The organism is Pseudomonas entomophila, assembly GCF_029193575.1.
Taxonomy (GTDB): domain Bacteria; phylum Pseudomonadota; class Gammaproteobacteria; order Pseudomonadales; family Pseudomonadaceae; genus Aquipseudomonas; species Aquipseudomonas entomophila_G.
In genome coordinates, this window is the sequence record NZ_JARGCS010000047.1 from 179730 (window position 1) to 202561 (window position 22832).

Consider the following 22832-nt stretch of genomic DNA (forward strand, 5'->3'; position numbering starts at 1 on the left):
CGCTGCTCGCCAGCGAAGATGAAGGCATCGGGCACGCCCACGACGGGGTGGATGACAGCACGGTGCTGCGCTCCACGCGGGTGGTGCTGTGGGTGCTGATCATGCTGATGGTGTTTGGCGTTTGGGCCTACGTGTTTGAAGTGGATGAAGTGTCCACCGGCAGCGGCAAGGTGATTCCCACGTCCCGCGAACAAATCATTCAGTCGCTGGAAGGCGGCATCGTCACCGAGCTGAATGTGGCGGAGGGCGATATCGTCAAGCTTGGCCAGACCCTCGCCAAACTGGACCCGACCAAGACTGAATCCAACTTCGATGAAAGTGCCTCCAAGTACCGCGCATCCCTGGCCAGCGTGGCGCGATTGCAGGCGGAGGTGAGCGGCAAGCCGCTGGTGTTCCCGCAGGAGCTGGCGCGGTATCCGGCGCTGATCAGCGCTGAAACCGACCTGTTCAACACTCGGCGCAAAGGCCTGGAGGAGTCTCAGGCCGGGGTACGTTCCTCCCTGGGGTTGGTGCGCAGCGAACTGGAGATTACCGAGAACCTGGCCAAGGTCGGCGCTGCCAGCAATGTCGAGGTGCTGCGCCTCAAGCGCCAGAAAGCCGAGCTGGAGTTGAAGCTGACCCAAGCCCGCTCCGATTACATGGTGCGGGCTGGCGAGGACCTGGCCAAGGCCAACGCTGAAGTCGAGACGCTGTCGTCGGTGATGCGCGGGCGTTCCGACTCGGTCACCCGCCTGACCTTGCGCTCGCCAGTGCGCGGTATCGTCAAGGGCATCGAGGTCACCACCATTGGTGGGATCATTCCACCCAACGGGCGCCTGATGCAGATTGTGCCGCTGGATGAACAACTGCTGATTGAGGCGCGTATCTCGCCACGGGACATCGCCTTCATTCACCCCGACCAGGTGGCCAAGGTCAAGATCACCGCCTACGACTACGCCATTTACGGCGGGATGGACGGCAAGGTGGTGACCATTTCTCCTGACACCATTCAGGACGAGGTCAAGCCGGAAGTCTTCTACTATCGCGTGTTTATCCGCACTGATGCCGACACCTTGAAAAACAAGGCCGGCAAGTCGTTCTCGATTGTGCCGGGCATGATCGCTTCCGTGGATATCAAGACCGGCCAGAAGACCGTGCTCGACTACCTGATCAAACCGATGAACCGTGCGCGTGAGGCGTTACGCGAGCGCTAGGAGATAGTGATGGGCAGAGCACTCCTGTTCGGGTGGGCCATGGCCTGGGCCTCGTGGGTGCAGGCGTTCGATGACGCTACGACGCCGCTGCCCTGGAACACCCCCGCCGACAGGGCCACGTGTACCGCGCCAGCCTCGGCGTTGTGGGTCGAGTTCGCCGGGGGCACTGCTTGTATTCGCTACTTTGCAGGAGGCGCCCTCGAGCGTGCGTCGACGGTGATCGTGATGTTCCACGGCGACCGCACGGCCGAGATGCATCGCGCTCCGCAGGCGATTGCGGGCAACACCCTGGTCGCCAAAGTGGCCCAGGCCCGGGCGATGAGCAAGCGCGCGGCGGTGCCCGTGGTGATTGTCGGCCGGCCCGGGACGTATGGCTCCAGCGGCGACCACGGACAACGGCGTCAGGCGCAGGAGTTTATGGCCCTCAATGGGGCGCTGGATGAATTGCGCGCGCGCTATGGCATCGGGCAATTCGTTTTGCTCGGCCACAGCGGCGGGGCCACGGCCGCCGCCGCGCTGCTGACGCTGGGCCGAACTGACGTGAAATGCGCGGTGATGACCTCGGGGGCTTTCTGGCTGGTACAGCGTGCGCAGATGATTCGCCAGAGCAAGGGCCTGCCCTCAAAGCCCGGGCGTGATACCAACGGGTTGCCGCACCCTTACGACCCGGCTCAACACATCGAAGACATTGCCGTCGCACCGCAACGGCAGTTGTTTGTGATCGGCAGTGTTGACGACCAGGTCGCGCCGTTTGCCCTGCAGGAAGGTTTTTATCAGGCGCTGAAGCGTGCCGGGCATCCTGTGCAGTTGATCAAGGCCCAAGGTGTGCCGAAGGCCTTTCATCAACTGCGTAATGACATTGGGTTGAAGACCGCTGCAGCTTGCGCGGGTTAGGCCGGCACTGCCTGTTCACGCTGGATCAGCAGTTCACACAACTGCGACAGTCCCGTCCCGCCGGAGCTTTTCACCATCACCCAATCCCCGGCTTGAAACCACGAGTTCGGGTCTTTCACCAGTGTCTGGGTCAGCGCCTTGGCCTGCTCGAACCATTGCACCGACAGTTCATCGCGAAGTGCCAGGTACAACTGATGCATCAGCGGACCACAGAGCACCACATGCCGAGGCGCCACGGCGCGCAGTGCGTCAGCAAGCTCCAGGTGATAGTGCTGGGCGTCGGGACCGAGTTCGAGCATATCCCCCAGTACCAACACGCGGTGGCGCGGAGCAATGGGCAGGTCGGCCATTGAGCGCAGTGCTGCCCCCATGGAGCCGGGGTTGGCATTGTAGGCGTCGTCGATCAGTTGGAAATGGCCGTCGGCGCATTTGATCGACAGGGTATTGCCGCGACCCTCTACTGGCAGGAATGAGCCCAACGTCGCCAGCGCTTCTTCGGCCTCAAGGCCGGCTGCAGAAAGCGCAGCCAATACCGCCAAGGCGTTGAGCACCATGTGCCGCCCGCGCGCTTGCAGGCTGAAATTCAGCGGTTTGCCGGCGTAGTGCGCGCTGACGTTCACCTGATGCGCCTCGCTGTTGCACGCGAGCAAGCGCAGGTCAGCCTCGGCGTGCTCACCAAAACTGATCACCTGCAACCGAGCCGCTTCGGCGGCTTCGGCGAACAATTCGTAATATGGCATGTCACGGCTGAGCACCGCATGCCCGCCGGGGGCCATCGAGCGGAAGATAGCGCTTTTTTTACGTGCCAGGTTTTCCAGCGTGCCGTGATGTTCCAGGTGCGCCGGTGCGATTCCGGTAACCAAGGCGATATGCGGCCTGACCAGCTCGGCATTGATCGGCATGCGGCCCACGGCCATTTCCAGCACCCAGAATTTTGCCGGGAAGGTCATGCTCGCCAGGTTCCAGGCAATGCCATGGGGCAGATTGGCATTCGCTTCGGTCTGGCCCACGTCGCCCCAGTGTTTCAATGCGTGGGCCAGCATCGCGACCACGGTGGTTTTGCCAAAGCTGCCGGTGACGCCGAATACCTTTCCCGAGAAGTGTCGCCGGGCGTGGCGACCCATATGCAGCATGGCGTCCCTGGTGTCGGCGACTTGCAATACAGGTAGGCCGCTCCCCAGGTAGGGCGTGGGGTCCACGCACATTAACGCGGACGGGCGACGTTCGGGGCTTGCCTGGGCCCAGCGTTGCGCCGATTGGGCTTCATTGGGGCCGACCTTGCTCGGATGGCGACTGAGGATACGTTGTGGCTTGAAGAACTGCATGGAGGGCGTCAGCCCGGTTGCGCTCCAACCGGTCGGCGGCTGGCTGGCCCAGGTACCCAGAGTCACTTGGGCCAGGGTGTGGGCGTCCCAGGTCCGGTCCGGGGTGGTTTCAGCTTCGACGCTGCCCACCTGGGGAGCGCCCTCCAGCAGGTATCGGTGATAGGCGATCAGCCCGGAAAGGTAGTGCTCCACATCATCAATGCGCACCCGGAAGGAATGGTGGCGAATGAAAAACGCCCCGGCGATGCACGCCGGGTTGGCAAAGTACATCGCCAGTTCCGGCCAGAAATAGCCGTTGAGCAGGTAGCGAGCGCGATGGTGCAAGGCGCGGTAGAACGCGTGCAGGTCGACCTCGTTGAGCAGGTGGCTCAGCTCGGGGTGCCCGGCGATGCGCGCGAGCATCTGTTGCGCGGCCATCATCAACTCGAGCAAGGTCGGAAAGGTGGTGATGCGCTGCTGCACGAAGCCCAGGTAGCCGACCACATTGTTCAGGCCGAAGCGAAAGTACTTTTCGTCGGGGCAGTAGCGGGTCAGTTCGTTCACGCAGTAGCTGAGCCAGTGGTCATGCTCGCGCCAATGTTCTTTCTCGATGAAGTAGTCGAAGGCTTTTTCCACCACCGTCAGCCAGCGTTTGTTACCGGTGAGCCCGTAGAGGCGCATCAGGCCGAAGGCGGCCTCGCCGTCGTAATAGATGATCCGAAACGGCGCTTTGACGCTGAGGTCTTTGGCGTGCAAGACATGCACGAAAGCCCCACTGGCGGGGTCCTGCATCCAGGCCATGCCGTTGGCAAGCGCTTCCAGCAGCGGCAGGTGGTGACGCGTGCCGGTGACTTCGCTGTACTTGACCAGCGCCAGCAGGCACACCGCGTTGCCGCCTAGTTTGATTTCATCACCGGTGTCGGTGAGGAACGCCGCGACACTGCCATCGGGCAGCAAATAGGGCTTGATCAATACATTAGTCAGATAGTCCAGCGAACGCTCGATGGCCGCCTTGAGGTGCTGATCACCGGTCAGCGCCCAGGCCTCGATCATCGAGTAGGTACTGCTGGCGTGACGCAAGGTGTTGTAGGTGTTGATAACCCGGTCAAAACACGGAAAGTAGCCGTAGATGAACTGTCCGCTGTCTTGCACTTGTGTGCTCAGGTACCTGGATGCGCTGTCAATGCAGGCCCGCACTGTATCAGGGGTAAGGGCGCCCAGTGCGCGCCAACCGGTTTCCAGCCCGTTGCCACTCAGTGTGTGAGCCTCACCCTCTTCGGCGCAGAATACGCCTGCGGTGTTGAAAACGAATAGGCAGGTTTCCGGTGTCAGGCCGGCGAGGATGTCAGCCGCGTGGGTGCCAGCGAACCGGCGCCGGGCGTAAGCGGCGAAATTCTTTGGGTTGAAGGTGGCGTGGGCAATGTCGCTGCCGCCATACAGTATGGCATTGGCGTTCAGTTCCTGTTCGGTCATTGCCACCTGCAGCTCACTGTCGAAGGCGATGCCTTGCCTGAAGTAATTGCGTTTGTGGCGTTTGAGGCTTTCGTTGAGTTTGGCCCAGGTGATTGGCGTCACGTTGAGCGCACGTTCGACACGAATCCATACACGTTCGGGGTTATACGTTCCCTGCGAAACGCCTTGGTCGTATCGGCGTTGTAATTCGTGAGCTCCGGTTTGCCAAGCGTTTTCGAAGCTGTCAGCGGTAATATGAAAAACCTGCGCACGTTGTGTTGTGTCAGTGATTGAAAAGAATAAAGTGCAGGAGGGTGAGGCGTCTGAAGAGACAATGAGCCCACTCGGGGCGCGGGTTAAAAGCGCATGACAAGCGAGCAATTGCTGTTTCACAGGCGTAAATTTCCATGAGTCAAACACTTGGCGAGGGCGGCCATAGATTGAAATGATGGACACGTATCAATCCAGTTCAAGTCCGCTCGCTGTCCAAGTTATTTTGGATAAAGACAACACGTCCATATGTAGATCAAGCACACAGGGAGGGCCTGCAGTGGTCATGCCTCTCTGGCTGATTTCAGCGGCTGCCAACTTCAAAAGCGGTCGGACGGGCCGCAATCGCCCAGGTAACCGTTGATCACCGCCAGAATCCCAGCCGCCAGCTCATGTTTTTCCAGCAGGCGGCGGAAGTTGAGAATGGTGGTTGCGTCTGGAATGCGCGCAAGGCGCAGTCCAGAAATCAGGAATAGCGCCTTGCGGACCTGCTTGCGCCTATCGGCGTACTCGGCGTCGCCGGAGGTCATCTGCTTCATCGGGAAACTCGGGCAACGGGATTTGCGTATTTCACCAGATTGGAAGTCTTCTTCAGGACTTCCACAGCGAAAAATTTTCCCGGTCCGGTTCTCGTACAGGAGAAGCGATTTGACTTTCATATTGCTGAAGGTGATCGCGAATCAGCTTGCGAATGACCTGGGAAATAGTAAGGTCAACTTCCTCGGAAAGGGACTCCAGCCGCTGCTTGGTTGGGGAGTCGATGAGGATGGTCAGGCGCGTTGTTTTATCAGGCATGATATAGGTCCTTTTACAAAAATCGCGATTTCAACTGTCGCGTGCAGTGCTTAATACACAAGTGATAGCGTTTTAGAGAAATCCAACGGAAGTTTTACCAGGTCGATCAACACCACCGGTACGTGGATGCCGGCTGGTTTTACGTTGCCGCAGGCAGATGATCAGATACCTTGCGCAACTCGCCCATTGGCAGGGCATAGATGGCGGTGTGAACCGTCTCGCGACAGACGAACGAGCCATCAAAGTTGGGCAGTTCCATGTCGCGCAGCTTGCCGGCCATTCGTTGGGGAGAAAAGCGTTTCGCAGAAGGTAGACCACGAGGTCGAACAACTCGTTCCAGGCACCAGCTTTCGCGCTGGTCTGCACTCAACGCGGCGCTGACGCAGGTGCTGATGAGCTTCGCTTGCAGAGTACTTGCCTGGGGTCAGGGCGTTTCGGCGAAGCTCCCGGCTGACCGTCGAGGGACTTCGCTCCAGCATCTTGGTGATGGTGCGATGGCTAAAGCCCTGGCGCCGGCCGAGGGGGATCGTGATGCGTTCTTCAATGCTGGGTTCGTGATAATGCATGCGCACACCTTACCGGATGGGTCAGGTATTGCACTCAGTTTTTGCCGCCGTTTTATAATTCGATGCGATGGAAGTCTAAGTTTTGTCTGAAAAAGGTGTCGTAGGCACCGAATGACTCAAGCAAGCGAGACCATCGCGCCATAACTTTTTGCGAGCGTGTCGAAGATACCCATGTTGCTCGCACGCCCGTTGAGGTGCAGATTACGTCTGACGCACGAGGCGAGCGATTCATCGGGTTGGATTTGGAGAGGCATGGCTGAGCGTCGACACAGGGTTGCGGTGAGCGCAACAGCTGAAAGGAGCTGCGCAACGAAGAAGGGAGCCGGTTAAGGCTCCCTCCGTGTGCGACAGTTTTTATTGCGGTGCGAGAGTTTTAATTCTCAGAATCCAGTGAACCGTCACGAATGACCTGTTCTACTCCACCGTCACCGACTTGGCCAGGTTACGCGGCTGGTCGACGTCAGTGCCCTTGAGCACGGCCACGTAGTACGACAGCAACTGCAGCGGGATGGTGTAGAGGATCGGCGCCAGGGCGTCGTTGATGTGCGGCACCTTGATCACGTGGATACCTTCGCCGTTGCTCATGCCCGACTGCTCGTCAGCGAACACCACCAGCTCGCCACCCCGGGCGCGGACCTCCTGCAGGTTGGACTTCAGCTTCTCCAGCAGCTCGTTGTTCGGCGCCACGGTCACTACCGGCATGTCGCTGTCCACCAAGGCTAGCGGGCCGTGCTTGAGCTCACCGGCTGGGTAAGCTTCAGCGTGGATGTAGGAGATCTCCTTGAGCTTGAGCGCCCCTTCCATCGCCACCGGGTATTGCGCGCCACGGCCGAGGAACAAGGTGTGGTGCTTGTCGGCGAACAGCTCGGCGGTCTTCTCGACCACGCTGTCCATCGCCAGCGCTTCACCCAGGCGCGTCGGCAGGCGACGCAGTTCTTCGACCAGCCCGGCTTCGACACCGGCTTCGAGGGTGCCGCGAACCTGGCCCAGGGCCAGGGTCAGCAGCATCAGCGAGACCAACTGGGTGGTGAAGGCCTTGGTCGAGGCCACGCCGATCTCGGGGCCCGCCAGGGTCAGCAAGGTCAGGTCGGACTCACGCACCAGCGAGCTGATGCCGACGTTGCAGATCGCCAGGCTGCCGAGGAAGCCCAGCTCCTTGGCGTTGCGCAGCGCGGCCAGTGTGTCGGCGGTCTCGCCCGACTGAGAGATGGAGACGAACAGGGTATCGGGCTGCACCACCACCTTGCGATAGCGGAACTCGCTGGCCACTTCGACCTGGCACGGAATGCCCGCCAGGCTTTCCAGCCAGTAACGAGCGACCATGCCGGCGTGGTAGCTGGTGCCGCAGGCGACGATCTGCACGTTGCGCACCTTGGCGAACAGCTCGGCGGCCTGCGGGCCGAAGGCCTGGACCATGACGTGGTCCTTGCCCAGGCGGCCTTCCAGAGTGCGCTGCACCACCGACGGCTGCTCGTGGATCTCCTTGAGCATGAAGTGGCGGTAGGTGCCCTTGTCGGCGGCCTCGGCGCCTTCGTGGTACTGCACGGTCTCGCGCTGCACCGGTTGGCCAGCTTGGTTCCAGATACTCACCTGGTCACGGCGGATCTCGGCGATGTCGCCCTCTTCCAGGTACATGAAGCGGTCGGTGACCTGGCGCAGGGCCAGTTGGTCGGAAGCCAGGAAGTTCTCGCCATGGCCCAGGCCGATCACCAGCGGGCTGCCGCTGCGCGCAGCCACCAGGCGGTCGGGCTGCTTGACGCTGATCACCGCCAGGCCGTAGGCGCCGTGCAGGCGCTTGACGGCCGTCTTGAGGGCGTCGGCGAGGTCCGGCACGCTTTTCAGGATGTGGTGCAACAGGTGGACGATCACCTCGGTGTCGGTTTGCGAAGCGAACAGGTAGCCCAGGCCTTTGAGTTCTTCACGCAGCTCTTCGTGGTTCTCGATGATGCCGTTGTGCACCACCGCCACCTCATGCCCAGAGAAGTGCGGGTGGGCGTTGTGCTCGGTCGGCGCGCCGTGGGTGGCCCAGCGAGTGTGGGCGATGCCCAGGTGGCCGTTGAGCGGCTCGGCGCTGACAGCCGCCTCCAGCTCGCTGACCTTGCCGATGCGACGACGGCGCTCGAGCTGGCCCTGCTGGGTGTAGACGGCCAGGCCGGCGCTGTCATAGCCGCGGTATTCCAGGCGCTTGAGGCCTTCGATGAGGATGGAGGTAATGTTGCGCTCGGCGACTGCACCGACGATTCCACACATGGTCATTGCTCCTGGCTGATCGCGGCACAGATCAGGTTGATGCCGCGTGCTTGTATCTGTTCGCGTGCCGCCATGGGCAGGCGATCGTCCGTAATGAGGGTGTTGACGCTGCCCCAGGGCAGCTCAAGGTTGGGGATCTTGCGCCCGACCTTGTCCGACTCGACCATCACGATCACTTCCCGCGCCACTTCGGCCATCACTCGGCTGAGGCCAAGCAGTTCGTTGAAGGTGGTGGTGCCGCGCTCGAGGTCGATGCCATCGGCGCCGATGAACAACTGGTCGAAATCGTATGAGCGTAGTACCTGCTCGGCGACCTGGCCCTGGAACGACTCGGAATGCGGGTCCCAGGTACCGCCGGTCATCAGCAGCACCGGCTCGTGCTCCAGCTCGCTGATGGCGCGCGCCACGTTCAGCGAGTTGGTCATCACCACCAGGCCGGGCTGGCGCGCGAGTTCGGGGATCATCGCGGCGGTGGTGCTGCCGCTGTCGATGATGATCCGTGCGTGCTCACGAATGCGCCCAACGGCGGCGCGGGCGATGGCTTGCTTGTAGTGCGAGATCGGCTGCACGGGGTCGGCCAGCAGTTCCTGCGGCATGGTCACCGCGCCACCGTAGCGGCGCAGCAGTAGGCCATTGGCTTCGAGGGCAGCAAGATCCTTGCGGATGGTCACTTCCGAAGTTTCGAAATGCCGGGCCAGGGCGTCCACGCTCACCTCGCCCTGCTCATTGAGCAAGGCGAGGATATTGTGGCGACGCTGGGGGGTGTTTCGTTTCGACATGACAGCTTTAAGTTTCGTTTCGAAAGATAATGCTGGCAATCAAAACCCAAGACGGACGACTCGTCAAGCTGTGGATAAAAAACACCGCCGCTCCTACAGGAGACGGCGGTTTTAGGCCTCAGCTCTTCTTGAGTTTCTCCGGGCGCTTCCAGCCATCGATGTTGCGCTGACGCGCGCGGGCCACCGCCAACTGGCCAGCCTCGACGCCCTGGTTGATGGTCGAACCCGCCGCGGTGGTAGCCCCCGCCTGGATTTCCACAGGCGCCACCAGCGAGTTGTTGGAACCGATGAACACGTCCTCACCCAGGATGGTCTTGAACTTGTTCGCGCCATCGTAGTTGCAGGTGATGGTGCCGGCACCGATGTTGGTGCGTGCGCCGACCTCGGCATCGCCCAGGTAGGTCAGGTGGCCGGCCTTGGCGCCTTCGCCCAGGTGCGCATTCTTCAGTTCGACGAAGTTACCCACATGGGCCCTGGCCTCCAGCACACTGCCGGGACGCAGGCGGGCGAACGGGCCGGCATCACTGCCCTCGCCCATCACGGCGCCTTCGATGTGACTGTTGGCCTTGACCACCACGCCCTTGCGCAGGGTGCTGTTCTTGATCACGCAGTTCGGGCCGATCTGCACATCGTCCTCGATGACCACCTTGCCTTCGAGGATCACGTTGACGTCGATCAGCACGTCGCGGCCGACGGTGACCTCACCGCGCACGTCGAAGCGCGCCGGGTCGCGCAGGGTCACGCCCAGGGCCATCAGGCGACGGCCTTCGCGCAGTTGGTAGTGACGCTCCAGCTCGGACAGCTGGCGGCGGTCGTTGGCGCCCTGCACTTCCATCGGGTCGTGCGGCTGCTCGGTGGCCACCACCAGGCCGTCGGCCACGGCCATGGCGATCACGTCGGTGAGGTAGTACTCGCCTTGGGCGTTGTTGTTGGACAAACGGCTCATCCACCCGGCGAGCTGCTGCGCTGGCAAGGCAAGGATGCCGGTGTTGCCTTCCTGGATCGCCTTCTGCGCGTCGCTGGCGTCCTTGTGCTCGACGATCGCCGTCACCTGGCCCTGGGCATCACGGACGATGCGGCCATAGCCGGTCGGGTCTTCGAGGTTGACGGTGAGCAGGCCCAATTGCTGTTCGGTGACCTGGGTCAGCAGGCGCTGCAGGGTTTCCACCTCGATCAACGGCACGTCGCCGTAGAGCACCAACACGGTGTCAGCGGTGATCGCCGGCAGGGCCTGGGCCACGGCGTGGCCGGTGCCAAGCTGTTTGTCCTGCATGACGAAGTTCAGGTCATCCGCCGCCAGGCGCTCACGCACCTGCTCGGCGCCATGCCCGATGACCACGTGAATGCCCTTGGGCCGCAGCTGGCGCGCGCTGTGGATAACATGGCCAAGCATGGAGTTGCCAGCCACCGGGTGCAGTACCTTGGGCAACGCGGAGCGCATGCGGGTGCCTTGGCCTGCGGCGAGAATAACGATATCGAGCGACATTACTGGCTACCAATCCTGGGCGGTCAGCGAGATGACCGGAATGAGGGAGTACAAAAAGAAAAAGGGTAGCCGATGGCTACCCTTTTTCTCAATCTGCCTGAAGCCTGCGGTATCAGCCGCCGAACTTCTTGCGGATCTGCTGGACGGTACGCAGCTGGGCTGCGGCCTCGGCCAGGCGTGCGGACGCGGCGCTGTAGTCGAAGTCCGCGCCTTTCTCATGCAGGGCCTTCTCAGCAGCCTTGACGGCATCCTGAGCGGAGGCTTCGTCCAGGTCGGCGGCACGTTGCACGGTGTCGGCGAGTACCTTGACCATGTTCGGCTGCACTTCGAGGAAGCCACCGGAGATGTAGAACACCTCACGATCGCCACCCTGCTTGGTCAGCGTGATCGGACCTGGCTTGAGATTGGTGATCAGCGGCGCGTGGCCCGGAGCGATACCCAGATCGCCCAGGTTGCCGTGCGCAACTACCATCTCGACCAGACCGGAGAAGATTTCCCCTTCCGCGCTGACGATATCGCAATGGACTGTCATAGCCATCTGCTTGCCTCAACCTGATTAGCGCCCCTTGCGGGGCGCCGGGATTACAGTTTCTTGGCTTTCTCGATCGCTTCGTCGATGCCGCCGACCATGTAGAACGCTTGTTCTGGCAGGTGGTCGTAGTCGCCTTTGAGGATGCCGCTGAAACCAGCGATGGTGTCCTTCAGGGAAACGTACTTGCCTGGCGAGCCGGTGAAGACTTCGGCCACGAAGAACGGCTGCGACAGGAAGCGCTGGATCTTACGAGCACGGGCAACCAGTTGCTTGTCGCTTTCGGACAGTTCGTCCATACCCAGGATCGCGATGATGTCCTTCAGCTCTTTGTAGCGCTGCAGAACATACTGAACGCCACGCGCGGTCTCGTAGTGCTCGTTGCCGATCACGTTCGGGTCCAGCTGACGCGAAGTCGAGTCCAGTGGGTCGACCGCTGGGTAGATACCCAGGGAGGCGATGTCACGGGACAGAACGACGGTGGCGTCCAAGTGGGCGAAGGTGGTGGCTGGCGACGGGTCGGTCAGGTCGTCCGCAGGTACGTATACGGCCTGAACGGAGGTAATCGAGCCTTCTTTGGTCGAAGTGATACGTTCTTGCAGAACGCCCATCTCTTCAGCCAGGGTCGGCTGGTAACCTACTGCCGAAGGCATACGGCCCAGCAGTGCGGATACTTCGGTACCGGCCAGGGTGTAACGGTAGATGTTGTCGACGAACAGCAGAACGTCGTTACCTTCGTCACGGAACTTCTCAGCCATGGTCAGGCCGGTCAGCGCTACGCGCAGACGGTTTCCTGGTGGCTCGTTCATCTGACCGTAGACCAGCGCTACCTTGTCGAGAACGTTGGAGTCCTTCATCTCGTGGTAGAAGTCGTTACCCTCACGAGTACGCTCACCCACACCAGCGAACACGGAATAACCGCTGTGTTCCATGGCGATGTTACGGATCAGTTCCATCATGTTTACGGTCTTGCCGACACCGGCACCACCGAACAGACCAACCTTACCACCCTTGGCGAACGGGCAAACCAGGTCGATAACCTTGATGCCGGTTTCCAGCAGGTCGTTGCCGCCTGCCTGGTCAGCGAACGAAGGCGCTGGCTGGTGGATACCGCGACGCTCTTCTTCGCCGATCGGGCCGGCTTCGTCGATCGGGTTGCCGAGGACGTCCATGATACGGCCCAGAGTGGCCTTACCAACTGGAACGGAGATGGCCGCGCCGGTATCGACGACGTCCAGACCGCGCTTCAGGCCTTCGGTCGAGCCCATCGCAATGGTACGAACCACGCCGTCGCCCAGCTGCTGCTGAACTTCCAGGGTGGTTTCCGCGCCTTGTACTTTCAGCGCGTTGTAAACACTCGGCACGACGTCACGTGGGAATTCCACGTCGATGACGGCGCCGATGATTTGAACGATACGTCCGCTACTCATAGCTGGATCCTCTGAATTTTTGAACCGTTAAACCGCGGCAGCGCCGCCGACGATTTCCGAGATCTCCTGGGTGATCGCAGCCTGACGCGCCTTGTTGTAGATCAATTGCAGCTCTTTGATCAAATCACCGGCGTTGTCTGTGGCGTTCTTCATGGCGATCATCCGGGCCGCTTGTTCAGCAGCGTTGTTCTCGACCACCGCCTGGTATACCTGCGACTCCACGTAACGCACCATCAAGCCGTCCAGCAGCTCTTTTGCGTCGGGTTCGTACAGGTAATCCCAGTGATGCTTGAGATCCTGATCCGGGGTTGCCACCAACGGTACCAATTGCTCGACCGTCGGTTTTTGGGTCATGGTGTTGATGAACTTGTTCGAAACCACCGAGAGGCGATCGATACGGCCATCGAGGTAGGCGTCCAGCATCACTTTGACGGAGCCGATCAGATCGTTGATCGATGGCTCTTCGCCCAGGTGGCTGATCGCGGCTACGACGTTGCCGCCAAAGATGCGGAAGAAAGTTGCACCCTTGCTGCCGATCACGCACAGGTCGATTTCCACGCCCTGTTCGCGGTTTGCGCTCATGTCCTTGACCAGGGCCTTGAACAGGTTGGTATTCAAGCCACCGCACAGACCACGGTCACTGCTCACCACGATATAACCGGCGCGCTTTACAGGGCGCTCGATCATGAACGGGTGGCGGTATTCCGGGTTGGCGTTGGCCAGATGACCGATCACCTGGCGGATACGCTCCGCGTAAGGACGGCTAGCAGCCATGCGCATTTGTGCCTTGCGCATCTTGCTGACCGCCACTTTCTCCATGGCGCTGGTAATTTTTTGCGTGCTTTTGATGCTCGCAATCTTACTGCGAATCTCTTTTGCGCCTGCCATGTATCACCTATCAGGTTAGCAAGCGGGGGCCGGAGCCCCCGCTGCGGCTTACCAGGTCTGGGTGGCCTTGAACTTCTCGATACCGGCTTTCATGCCAGCGTCGATTTCGTCGTTGAAGTCACCTTTCACGTTGATCTTGGCCAACAGTTCGGCGTGATCGCGGTGGAAGTAGGCGATCAGCGCTTGCTCGAAGCTGCCGACCTTGGAGACTTCTACGTCAGTCAGGAAACCACGCTCAGCGGCGTACAGCGACAGGGCCATGTCGGCGATCGACATTGGCGCGTACTGCTTCTGCTTCATCAGCTCGGTAACGCGCTGACCATGCTCCAGCTGCTTGCGGGTAGCCTCGTCCAGATCCGAAGCGAACTGGGCGAATGCAGCCAGTTCACGGTACTGAGCCAGTGCGGTACGGATACCACCGGACAGTTTCTTGATGATCTTGGTCTGAGCGGCACCACCTACACGGGATACCGAAACACCGGCGTTCACTGCTGGGCGGATGCCCGAGTTGAACATGGCCGATTCCAGGAAGATCTGACCGTCGGTGATCGAGATCACGTTGGTCGGAACGAACGCGGAAACGTCGCCAGCCTGGGTTTCGATGATCGGCAGGGCGGTCAGGGAACCGGTCTTGCCAGTCACTTCGCCGTTGGTGAACTTCTCGACGTACTCTTCCGAAACGCGCGATGCACGCTCCAGCAGACGGGAGTGGAGATAGAACACGTCGCCTGGGTACGCTTCACGTCCTGGTGGACGGCGCAGCAGCAGGGAAATCTGACGGTAGGCAACGGCCTGCTTGGACAGGTCATCGTAGACGATCAGGGCGTCTTCACCGCGGTCACGGAAGAACTCGCCCATGGTGCAGCCGGCGTATGGCGCCAGGAACTGCAGTGCGGCGGATTCCGAAGCACTGGCAACGACCACGATGGTGTTGGCCAGGGCGCCGGCTTCTTCCAGCTTGCGAACGATGTTGGCAACGGTGGAACGCTTTTGGCCGACTGCAACATAAACACAGAAAATACCGGAGTCTTTCTGGTTGATGATGGCGTCGATGGCCATGGCGGTCTTGCCGATCTGGCGGTCACCGATGATCAGCTCGCGCTGGCCACGGCCGACAGGGATCATGGCGTCGACGGACTTGTAGCCAGTCTGTACAGGCTGGTCTACCGACTTACGCCAGATCACGCCTGGGGCCACTTTCTCGACCGCGTCGGTCTGGGTGTTGCCCAGAGGACCTTTGCCGTCGATCGGGTTGCCCAGTGCGTCAACGACGCGACCCAGCAGTTCCTTACCAACCGGAACTTCCAGGATGCGGCCGGTGCACTTGGCGCTCATGCCTTCGGCGAGGGTGTCATAGGCACCCAGGATCACGGCACCTACGGAGTCTTGCTCCAGGTTCAGGGCCATGCCGAATACGCTGCCAGGGAACTCGATCATTTCGCCGTACATGACGTCGGCCAGACCGTGGATCCGCACGATACCGTCGGATACCGAAACAACGGTACCTTCGTTACGGGCTTGGGAGCCGACATCGAGTTTCTCGATGCGACCCTTGATGATTTCACTAATTTCGGAAGGATTGAGTTGCTGCATTGCTCTGCTGCCCCTTCAAACTCAAGATTTCAATGCTTCGGCCAGTTTCGCGATCTTGCCGCGAACCGAGCCATCGATTACCAGGTCGCCGGCGCGGATGACGACGCCGCCGATCAGGCTGGCATCCTCCGACGCGTGCAGGCGTACTTCCCGGCTGAGCCGTGCACTGAGAACCTTGGCGAGTTTGTCTTGCTGTTCTTGGTTCAACGCAAAAGCACTGGTGACTTCCACGTCCACGGACTTTTCCTGCTCGGCCTTGTACAGGTCGAAAAGGTTCGCGATCTCCGGCAGAAGCAGGAGACGGTCGTTTTCCGCGGCAACATGAATGAAATTCTGTGCCTGAGCGTCGAACTTGTCACCGCACACTTCAATGAATGCGGCGGCCTTGTCTGCGCTAGTCAGTTGCGGGGCCTTGAGCAGGCGCTGCATGGTGTCGTCTTCCGACACCGCAGCAGCCAGGCCGAGCATGGCTGACCAATTGGCCAGTTGCTGATGGGCCTGGGCATGCTCGAAGGCAGCCTTAGCGTAAGGTCGGGCCAACGTGGTCAGTTCTGCCATGATCGCCCTCGCTTAAATTTCAGCGGCCAGTTTGTTAACCAGCTCCGCATGCGCGTTTTGATCGATTGTGGCGCCAAGGATCTTTTCAGCACCGCCAACGGCCAGGGCACCCACTTGGGCACGCAGGGCGTCTTTGACGCTGTTCAGTTCCTGTTCGATCTCGGCTTGAGCCTGAGCTTTCACACGGTCAGCTTCGACGCGAGCCTGTTCACGGGCTTCCTCGACAAGCTGAGCAGCGCGTTTCTTGCTTTGCTCAATGATTTCGGCTGCCTGTGCCTTCGCTTCACGCAGTTGCTGACCCGCTTTCTCTTGGGCCAGCTCCAGGTCGCGAGCTGCGCGGTTGGCAGCGTCCAAGCCGTCGGCAATCTTCTTCTGGCGCTCTTGCAGAGCAGTAATGACCGGAGGCCATACGTACTTCATGCAGAACAGCACAAAAATCAGAAAAGCAACGGATTGGCCAATCAGGGTTGCATTAATGTTCACGCCAACACCTCGCTCGGTCTTTGTCCATCACACCAATCAACTCGTAGGAACGAGTGATTAGCCGGCGATCTGACCAACGAAGGGGTTCGCGAAGGTGAAGAACAGGGCGATACCAACACCGATCATGGTTACGGCGTCGAGCAGACCGGCAACGATGAACATCTTAACCTGCAGCATCGGAACCATTTCAGGCTGACGAGCAGCGCCTTCCAGGAACTTGCCGCCCAGCAGGCCAAAACCAATGGCGGTACCCAGAGCACCCAGGCCGATCAGCAGAGCAACAGCGATAGCGGTCAGACCAACTACAGTTTCCATCTTTCCTCCCGACTTTTACGTCGTATTGGTTAGGTTTTTTAGTTTGAAGCGGTAAAACAAATCGTTTGGTACAACTGCCCTTGCGGACTTTTTCAGCCTTCCCCCCGAACCGGCGGGGAAGGCTATCAGACACGCCAGGCGGTCTTAATGGTTATCTTCGTGAGCCATCGACAGGTAGACGATGGTAAGCATCATGAAGATGAACGCTTGCAGGGTGATGATCAGGATGTGGAACACCGCCCACGCCCACTGCAGCACCACACCCAGGCCGCTCAGCCACAGGATGCCGGCGCCGAACATCACCGCGATCAGGATGAACACCAGCTCACCGGCGTACATGTTGCCGAACAGACGCAGTGCCAGGGAGATCGGCTTGGCGATCAGGGTGACGAATTCCAGCAGGAAGTTCACCGGGATCAGCAGGATCTGCACGAAGATGTTCTTGCTGCCGAACGGGTGCAGGGTCAGCTCGCCGATGAAGCCGCCCAGGCCCTTGACCTTGATGCTGTAGAAGATGATCAGGGCGAACACGCTGAAGGCCATGGCCAGGGTCGCGTTCGGGTCGGTGGTCGACACGGCGCGGAACGGAATGTGCGGGTCACCGGAGATCAGGATGGCCAGCTGAGGAATCCAGTCGACCGGTACCAGGTCGATGGCGTTCATCAGGAAGACCCAGACGAAGATGGTCAGCGCCAGCGGGGCGATCACCGGGCTACGGCCGTGGAACGAGTCCTTGACGCTGCCGTTGACGAAGTCGACCAGCACTTCCACGAAGTTCTGCAGGCCCGAAGGTTGACCGGAAGTCGCCTTCTTGGCCGCCATGCGGAAGATGAACAGGAAGATCAGACCCAGCGCGACGGACCAGCCCAGGGTATCCAGGTGGAAGGCCCAGAAGCCCATCGCCTTGGCTTCGGCGGCCGAATGGGCGAAGCCCCAGCTGCCGTCTGGTAGTTGACCGTAGGTCAGGTTCTGCAAGTGGTGCTGGATATAGCCCGAAGCGGTTTCTGCTGCCATGGTTGCCTCAAACGCCCTAAGGTCTCGAAAGTCTTTTATTCATCAGCAGGGGCGCGAACCAGCTGACCAACAGGGTCAGCAGGAAGACGCCGAAGACTGCTAACGGCGCCAGTGGCTTCACTCCTGCGAAGGTCAGTGCGAACAGCACTGCCGTCAAAATCAATTTGCCTGCCTCGCCCGCGTAGAACGACTTGACGATGGCCTGCGCCGCCCGGGCTCCGCTGAAGCGAAACGCCTTCCAGGCGAAATACACGTTGGGCAGCCAGCCGATCAAACCTCCACAGAGGCCTGAATAACCGCTGACCTTGCCCTGCCACTGCCACAACACCAGCGTTGCCAGCAATAACACCCCAAATTGAGCCAGCAGTACTGGGAATACCGCCCAGCGATGGAAAGGCAGGCGGTTTGGCGTGCGGATTTCCATCAGAACTGCTCCTCGAAAGTCGACCGTCAAGTCAGCAATGACTTGGCATAATTTGTGCCGACAAAATGCGCGCAGAGTATAGGGGTGGATTAACCCCTATTCAACTATCGGGTAGTGATTTCCGACTGCGCGCTACAACAGGAATTGTTTCAGCGGATGTGAGCAAGGACGCCCTGCAACTCATCGAGCGAGTTGTAGCGAATAACCAGTTGGCCCTTGCCCTTGTTGCCGTGGCGGATCTGCACCGAAGAGCCCAGGCGCTCTGCCAGACGCTGTTCCAGACGCGCGATATCCGGATCAGGTTTGCCCGATTCGACCGGCTCAGATTTACCGCTCAACCACTGACGCACCAATGCCTCGGTTTGGCGCACGGTAAGCCCGCGTGCGACAACATGTCGCGCCCCTTCTTCCTGACGGCTGTCTTCCAGACCCAGCAATGCACGGGCATGGCCCATTTCCAGATCGCCGTGGGCCAGCATGGTCTTGATCGCCTCAGGCAGCGACAACAGGCGCAGCAGGTTGGCCACGGTCACCCGCGACTTGCCCACGGCATCGGCCACTTGCTGCTGGGTCAGCTCGAACTCCTGCTGCAGGCGCTGCAGGGCGATGGCCTCCTCGAGCGGGTTGAGGTCCTCACGCTGAATGTTCTCGATCAGCGCCATGGCGATGGCGGTTTCATCCGGCACCTCGCGGACCATCGCCGGGATGGTGTCCAGGCCGGCCTGCTGGCTGGCGCGCCAACGGCGTTCGCCGGCGATGATCTCGTAACGGTTGTCGCCGATCGGGCGCACCACGATCGGTTGCATCACGCCCTGGTTGCGGATCGAGTGCGCCAGTTCCTCCAGCGCCTCCGGGTCCATGTCGCGGCGCGGCTGGTATTTGCCGCGCTGGAGCAGTTCGACCGGCAGGTGTTGCAGTTCCTTCTGGTCGACCGTGACAGCCTGCGCCTCGAGCGCGCTGACGGTCGGACCACTGAGCAGTGCATCCAACCCACGTCCGAGACCGCGTTTCTTGATGGCCATGCGGATTCCTTAAGTTGTCTGTGCAGTGCGGGATTGACGGCGTTGACGGCGCACGAGTTCCCCGGCCAACGCCAGGTAGGACAGCGCGCCACGCGATTGCTTGTCGTAGGCCAGGGCCGGCATGCCGAAACTCGGCGCCTCGGCCAGGCGGATGTTGCGCGGGATGACCGTGTCGTACAGCTGGTCGCCGAAGTGCTCCTTGAGCTGCGCCGACACGTCGTTGTTCAGGCTCAGGCGCGGGTCGTACATGGTCCGCAGCAGGCCTTCGATCTTCAGCTCCGGGTTCAGCCGGGCGGCGATGCGCTTGATGTTATCCACAAGGTCGCTGAGACCTTCGAGCGCGTAGTACTCGCACTGCATGGGGATGATCACACCGTCGGAGGCGACCAGCGCATTGAGCGTCAGCATCGACAGCGAGGGTGGGCAGTCGATGAGGATGTAGTCGTAGTTCTCGCGGATCGGCGCCAGCGCGTTGCGCAGGCGGCTCTCCTTCATCTGCATCTCCAGCAGCACGACCTCCGCGGCGGTCAGGTCGCGGTTGGCCGGCAGCAGCTGGAAGCCGCCGTGCTCGGAATAGTGCATGGCCTGGGCCAAGTCGCATTCGCCGATCAGCAGGTCATAGACCGAATGCTCGAGCTCGTGTTTATCCACACCGCTACCCATGGTGGCGTTGCCCTGTGGATCGAGGTCGATCAGCAGCACGCGACGCTTGGTCGCGGCCAGCGATGCGGCGAGATTGATACAGGTGGTGGTCTTGCCGACACCACCCTTCTGGTTCGCGATTGCGAATACCTTAGCCATTGTTGCGTGTGTTCCCAGTCAAGCCTTGCGGCGCAGTATCAGCAGATGGCGCTGGCCCTGGCAACCCGGAACGGTCAGGGCCTGCTCGCTTTCCACTGTGAAGTCTGCGGGCAATGCTACCAGTTCATCGGCAGGATGCAGCCCCTTCATTGCAAGCCATTGCGTGTCGCTGTCGCCCAGGTGGCGCGTCCAGCCGGTGAAGTTCTCCATGCTGCTGAACGCCCGGGAGATGATCCCGCTGAACGGCTGCGGGGGTTGGAACTCCTCCACGCGGCTGTTGATAACCTGCAGGTTGTCGAGTTTCAGCTCCATCTTCACCTGGGTCAGGAAGCGGGTCTTTTTGCCATTGCTGTCGAGCACCGTCACCTGCTTGTGCGGATACAGGATAGCCAGCGGAATGCCTGGCATGCCGCCGCCGCTGCCTACGTCCAGCCAGCGCTCGGTGTTTTCCGGGATGAACGGCATGACACTCAGGCTGTCGAGCAGGTGGCGCGAGACCATTTCATCCGGGTCGCGCACGGCGGTCAGGTTGTAGGCCTTGTTCCACTTGATCAGCAGGGCCAGGTAACCCAGCAGCGACGCGTGCTGCTGCGCGCTCAGCTCGACACCGAGCTGACGCGCACCTGTGGATAATTCTTCAGCGTGTTGCGGGGTGACCAGGGCACTCAAGCGCTTTGCTCCAGTTCGCGGCCTGCGCCGCGTTTTTTCAGATGAATCAGCAACAGGGAAATCGCCGCCGGGGTCACACCGGGGATACGCGACGCCTGGCCGAGGGTTTCCGGGCGGGTCTCGCCGAGCTTGCCCTGGATCTCTTTGGACAGCCCGGAGATCGAAGCGTAGTCGATATCCACAGGCAGGCGTGTGTCTTCGCTGGCACGCAGGCGGGCGATCTCTTCCTGCTGGCGGTCGATGTAGCCGGCGTACTTGGTCTTGATTTCGACCTGTTCGGCGACCTGCGGGTCGATGTTATCCCCCCCCGTGGCCTCGATCAGCCCGGCGTAGTCGATTTCCGGGCGGGCCAGCAGGTTGAGCAGGTTGTATTCGTGGGCCAGCGGTGTGCCGAACTTATCCACAACGGCTTGGCCTTGTGGCGTGCCTGGGCGCACCCAGGTGCTCTTCAGCCGCTGCTCCTCACGCTCGATACCGTCGCGCTTGGCGCAGAACGCCGCCCAGCGCGCGTCGTCGATCAGGCCCAGCTCGCGGCCCTTCTCGGTCAGTCGCAGATCGGCGTTGTCTTCGCGCAGGATCAGCCGGTATTCGGCGCGCGAAGTGAACATGCGGTACGGCTCCTGGGTGCCGAGGGTGATCAGGTCGTCGACCAGCACGCCGATGTACGCCTCGTCGCGGCGCGGGCACCAGCTGTCACGGCCCTGAGCGCGCAGCGCGGCGTTGGTGCCGGCCAGCAAGCCCTGTGCACCGGCCTCTTCGTAGCCAGTGGTGCCGTTGATCTGGCCGGCGAAGAACAGGCCGCCGATGACCTTGGTCTCCAGGCTGTACTTGAGGTCGCGCGGGTCGAAGTAGTCGTACTCGATGGCGTAGCCGGGGCGCACGATGTGGGCGTTTTCCATGCCGCGGATCGAACGCACGATCTCCAGCTGCACGTCGAACGGCAGCGAGGTGGAGATGCCGTTGGGGTACAGCTCATGGGTGGTCAGGCCTTCCGGCTCGATGAACACCTGGTGGCTTTCCTTGTCGGCGAAGCGGTGGATCTTGTCTTCGATCGACGGGCAGTAACGTGGGCCGATGCCTTCGATCACGCCGGAGTACATCGGCGAACGGTCGAGGTTCGAGGCGATGATCTCGTGGGTGCGGGCGTTGGTGTGGGTGATCCAGCAGCTGACCTGGCGCGGATGCATCTCGGCCTTGCCCATGAACGACATCACTGGGATCGGCGTGTCGCCGGGTTGCTCGCTCATCACCGAGAAGTCCACCGACCGGCCATCGATGCGCGGTGGGGTGCCGGTCTTCAGGCGACCGACGCGCAGCGGTAATTCACGCAGGCGGTGGGCCAGTGCGATCGCGGGTGGGTCGCCGGCGCGGCCGCCGGAGTAGTTCTGCAGGCCGATGTGGATAAGTCCGCCGAGGAAGGTGCCGGTGGTCAGCACCACGGCATCGGCGAAGAAGCGCAGACCCATCTGCGTGACCACACCCTTGACTTGGTCCTGCTCGACGATCAGGTCGTCGCAGGACTGCTGGAATATCCACAGGTTGGGCTGGTTTTCCAGGATCTCGCGCACCACCGCCTTGTAGATCGCGCGGTCGGCCTGTGCACGAGTGGCGCGCACGGCCGGGCCCTTGCGGTTGTTCAGGATACGGAACTGGATGCCGCTCTTGTCGGTGGCCAGCGCCATGGCGCCGCCGAGCGCATCGATTTCCTTGACCAGGTGGCTCTTGCCGATGCCACCGATGGCCGGGTTGCAGCTCATGTGACCGAGGGTTTCCACGTTATGGGTCAGCAGCAGGGTTTTCACACCCATGCGTGCGGACGCAAGCGCAGCCTCGGTACCGGCATGGCCGCCGCCGATGACGATCACTTCAAAACGGGAAGGGAAATCCACCACGCACCTCGTGCCTGTTTTTGCGAATAGAGAAGGTAAGCGGACAAGTATAGGGACTTCACCCGCTCTAATGAAACCGTCTGAGCAAATTTTGACCAGTCTGTGGATGAATGGCAGACAACAGAAATCAAAGAGGAAGAAGTTAAAAAAGCTTTGTTTTTATGTTTATTCTTAGGGACCCCTCTCTCTGTGGATAAGCATACACAGCCCAGTATTGACAAGGCTTTT

Annotated in this window: 20 protein-coding genes and 2 pseudogenes; 2 read left to right on the forward strand and 20 right to left on the reverse strand. The window is 60.8% G+C overall.

All coding sequences use genetic code 11. The features are described 5' to 3' along the window. The first annotated feature begins 2 nt into the window (after positions 1–2). A complete protein-coding gene (locus P0Y43_RS22285; protein WP_430540272.1) occupies positions 3–1193 on the forward strand; it encodes an HlyD family efflux transporter periplasmic adaptor subunit in 1191 nt (396 codons plus the stop codon). Between the two features lie 9 nt (positions 1194–1202). Further along, complete coding sequence (locus P0Y43_RS22290) at positions 1203–2087, forward strand: alpha/beta hydrolase (RefSeq protein WP_275639431.1); 885 nt, start codon at positions 1203–1205, stop codon at positions 2085–2087. Here P0Y43_RS22290 and P0Y43_RS22295 read toward each other — a convergent pair. The 20 genes and pseudogenes from P0Y43_RS22295 to mnmG form a co-directional block, all read right to left on the reverse strand. After that, positions 2084–5236, reverse strand: a complete 3153-nt coding sequence (locus P0Y43_RS22295) for a Mur ligase family protein (RefSeq protein WP_275639432.1) — start codon at positions 5234–5236, stop codon at positions 2084–2086. The genes P0Y43_RS22290 and P0Y43_RS22295 overlap by 4 nt on opposite strands. A 203-nt stretch (positions 5237–5439) precedes the next feature. Beyond that, positions 5440–5652: pseudogene (locus P0Y43_RS22300) on the reverse strand (hypothetical protein); the annotation flags it as partial. Positions 5653–5704: 52 nt separating this feature from the next. Further along, on the reverse strand, positions 5705–5908 hold the full coding sequence (locus P0Y43_RS22305) for a hypothetical protein (protein WP_275639433.1): 204 nt from the start codon (positions 5906–5908) through the stop codon (positions 5705–5707). A gap of 93 nt (positions 5909–6001) precedes the next feature. After that, positions 6002–6474: pseudogene (locus P0Y43_RS22310) on the reverse strand (transposase); the annotation flags it as partial. A 414-nt stretch (positions 6475–6888) separates the two neighbouring features. Beyond that, positions 6889–8724, reverse strand: a complete 1836-nt coding sequence (gene glmS, locus P0Y43_RS22315) for a glutamine--fructose-6-phosphate transaminase (isomerizing) (protein ID WP_275639434.1) — start codon at positions 8722–8724, stop codon at positions 6889–6891. Between the two features lie 2 nt (positions 8725–8726). Next, positions 8727–9503, reverse strand: a complete 777-nt coding sequence (locus P0Y43_RS22320) for a DeoR family transcriptional regulator (protein ID WP_275639435.1) — start codon at positions 9501–9503, stop codon at positions 8727–8729. 118 nt (positions 9504–9621) lie between these two features. After that, the gene (gene glmU / locus P0Y43_RS22325) at positions 9622–10989 is read right to left on the reverse strand and encodes a bifunctional UDP-N-acetylglucosamine diphosphorylase/glucosamine-1-phosphate N-acetyltransferase GlmU (protein WP_275639436.1); all 1368 of its coding nucleotides are present in this window, start codon (positions 10987–10989) and stop codon (positions 9622–9624) included. 112 nt (positions 10990–11101) lie between these two features. Continuing rightward, positions 11102–11527 (reverse strand): F0F1 ATP synthase subunit epsilon, encoded by a 426-nt coding sequence (locus P0Y43_RS22330; protein WP_043214185.1) that lies wholly within the window; start codon positions 11525–11527, stop codon positions 11102–11104. A gap of 44 nt (positions 11528–11571) precedes the next feature. Continuing rightward, the gene (gene atpD, locus P0Y43_RS22335) at positions 11572–12948 is read right to left on the reverse strand and encodes a F0F1 ATP synthase subunit beta (protein WP_275639437.1); all 1377 of its coding nucleotides are present in this window, start codon (positions 12946–12948) and stop codon (positions 11572–11574) included. A gap of 27 nt (positions 12949–12975) precedes the next feature. After that, positions 12976–13836 carry a F0F1 ATP synthase subunit gamma gene (gene atpG, locus P0Y43_RS22340; protein WP_003253195.1) on the reverse strand — a complete coding sequence of 287 codons (861 nt, stop codon included), beginning with the start codon at positions 13834–13836 and terminating at the stop codon, positions 12976–12978. A 48-nt stretch (positions 13837–13884) separates the two neighbouring features. Next, positions 13885–15429, reverse strand: a complete 1545-nt coding sequence (atpA, locus tag P0Y43_RS22345) for a F0F1 ATP synthase subunit alpha (protein ID WP_275639438.1) — start codon at positions 15427–15429, stop codon at positions 13885–13887. A 21-nt stretch (positions 15430–15450) separates the two neighbouring features. Continuing rightward, positions 15451–15987 (reverse strand): F0F1 ATP synthase subunit delta, encoded by a 537-nt coding sequence (locus P0Y43_RS22350; RefSeq protein ID WP_275639439.1) that lies wholly within the window; start codon positions 15985–15987, stop codon positions 15451–15453. Positions 15988–15999: 12 nt separating this feature from the next. Beyond that, on the reverse strand, positions 16000–16470 hold the full coding sequence (locus tag P0Y43_RS22355; protein WP_023383136.1) for a F0F1 ATP synthase subunit B: 471 nt from the start codon (positions 16468–16470) through the stop codon (positions 16000–16002). A gap of 57 nt (positions 16471–16527) precedes the next feature. Beyond that, entirely contained in the window at positions 16528–16785 is a 258-nt protein-coding gene (gene atpE, locus P0Y43_RS22360) for a F0F1 ATP synthase subunit C (RefSeq protein WP_003097235.1), read from the reverse strand. 144 nt (positions 16786–16929) lie between these two features. Next, on the reverse strand, positions 16930–17799 hold the full coding sequence (atpB, locus tag P0Y43_RS22365; protein WP_275639440.1) for a F0F1 ATP synthase subunit A: 870 nt from the start codon (positions 17797–17799) through the stop codon (positions 16930–16932). Between the two features lie 16 nt (positions 17800–17815). Then, the gene (locus P0Y43_RS22370; RefSeq protein ID WP_275639441.1) at positions 17816–18223 is read right to left on the reverse strand and encodes a F0F1 ATP synthase subunit I; all 408 of its coding nucleotides are present in this window, start codon (positions 18221–18223) and stop codon (positions 17816–17818) included. A gap of 149 nt (positions 18224–18372) precedes the next feature. After that, complete coding sequence (locus tag P0Y43_RS22375; RefSeq protein WP_275639442.1) at positions 18373–19245, reverse strand: ParB/RepB/Spo0J family partition protein; 873 nt, start codon at positions 19243–19245, stop codon at positions 18373–18375. A gap of 9 nt (positions 19246–19254) precedes the next feature. Further along, a complete protein-coding gene (locus P0Y43_RS22380; protein WP_275639443.1) occupies positions 19255–20046 on the reverse strand; it encodes a ParA family protein in 792 nt (263 codons plus the stop codon). A gap of 18 nt (positions 20047–20064) precedes the next feature. After that, positions 20065–20715, reverse strand: coding sequence for a 16S rRNA (guanine(527)-N(7))-methyltransferase RsmG (gene rsmG, locus P0Y43_RS22385; protein ID WP_275639444.1), 651 nt, complete (start codon positions 20713–20715; stop codon positions 20065–20067). Next, entirely contained in the window at positions 20712–22604 is a 1893-nt protein-coding gene (gene mnmG / locus P0Y43_RS22390; protein WP_275639445.1) for a tRNA uridine-5-carboxymethylaminomethyl(34) synthesis enzyme MnmG, read from the reverse strand. Before mnmG ends, rsmG begins: the two co-directional genes overlap by 4 nt. Positions 22605–22832 lie beyond the last annotated feature (228 nt).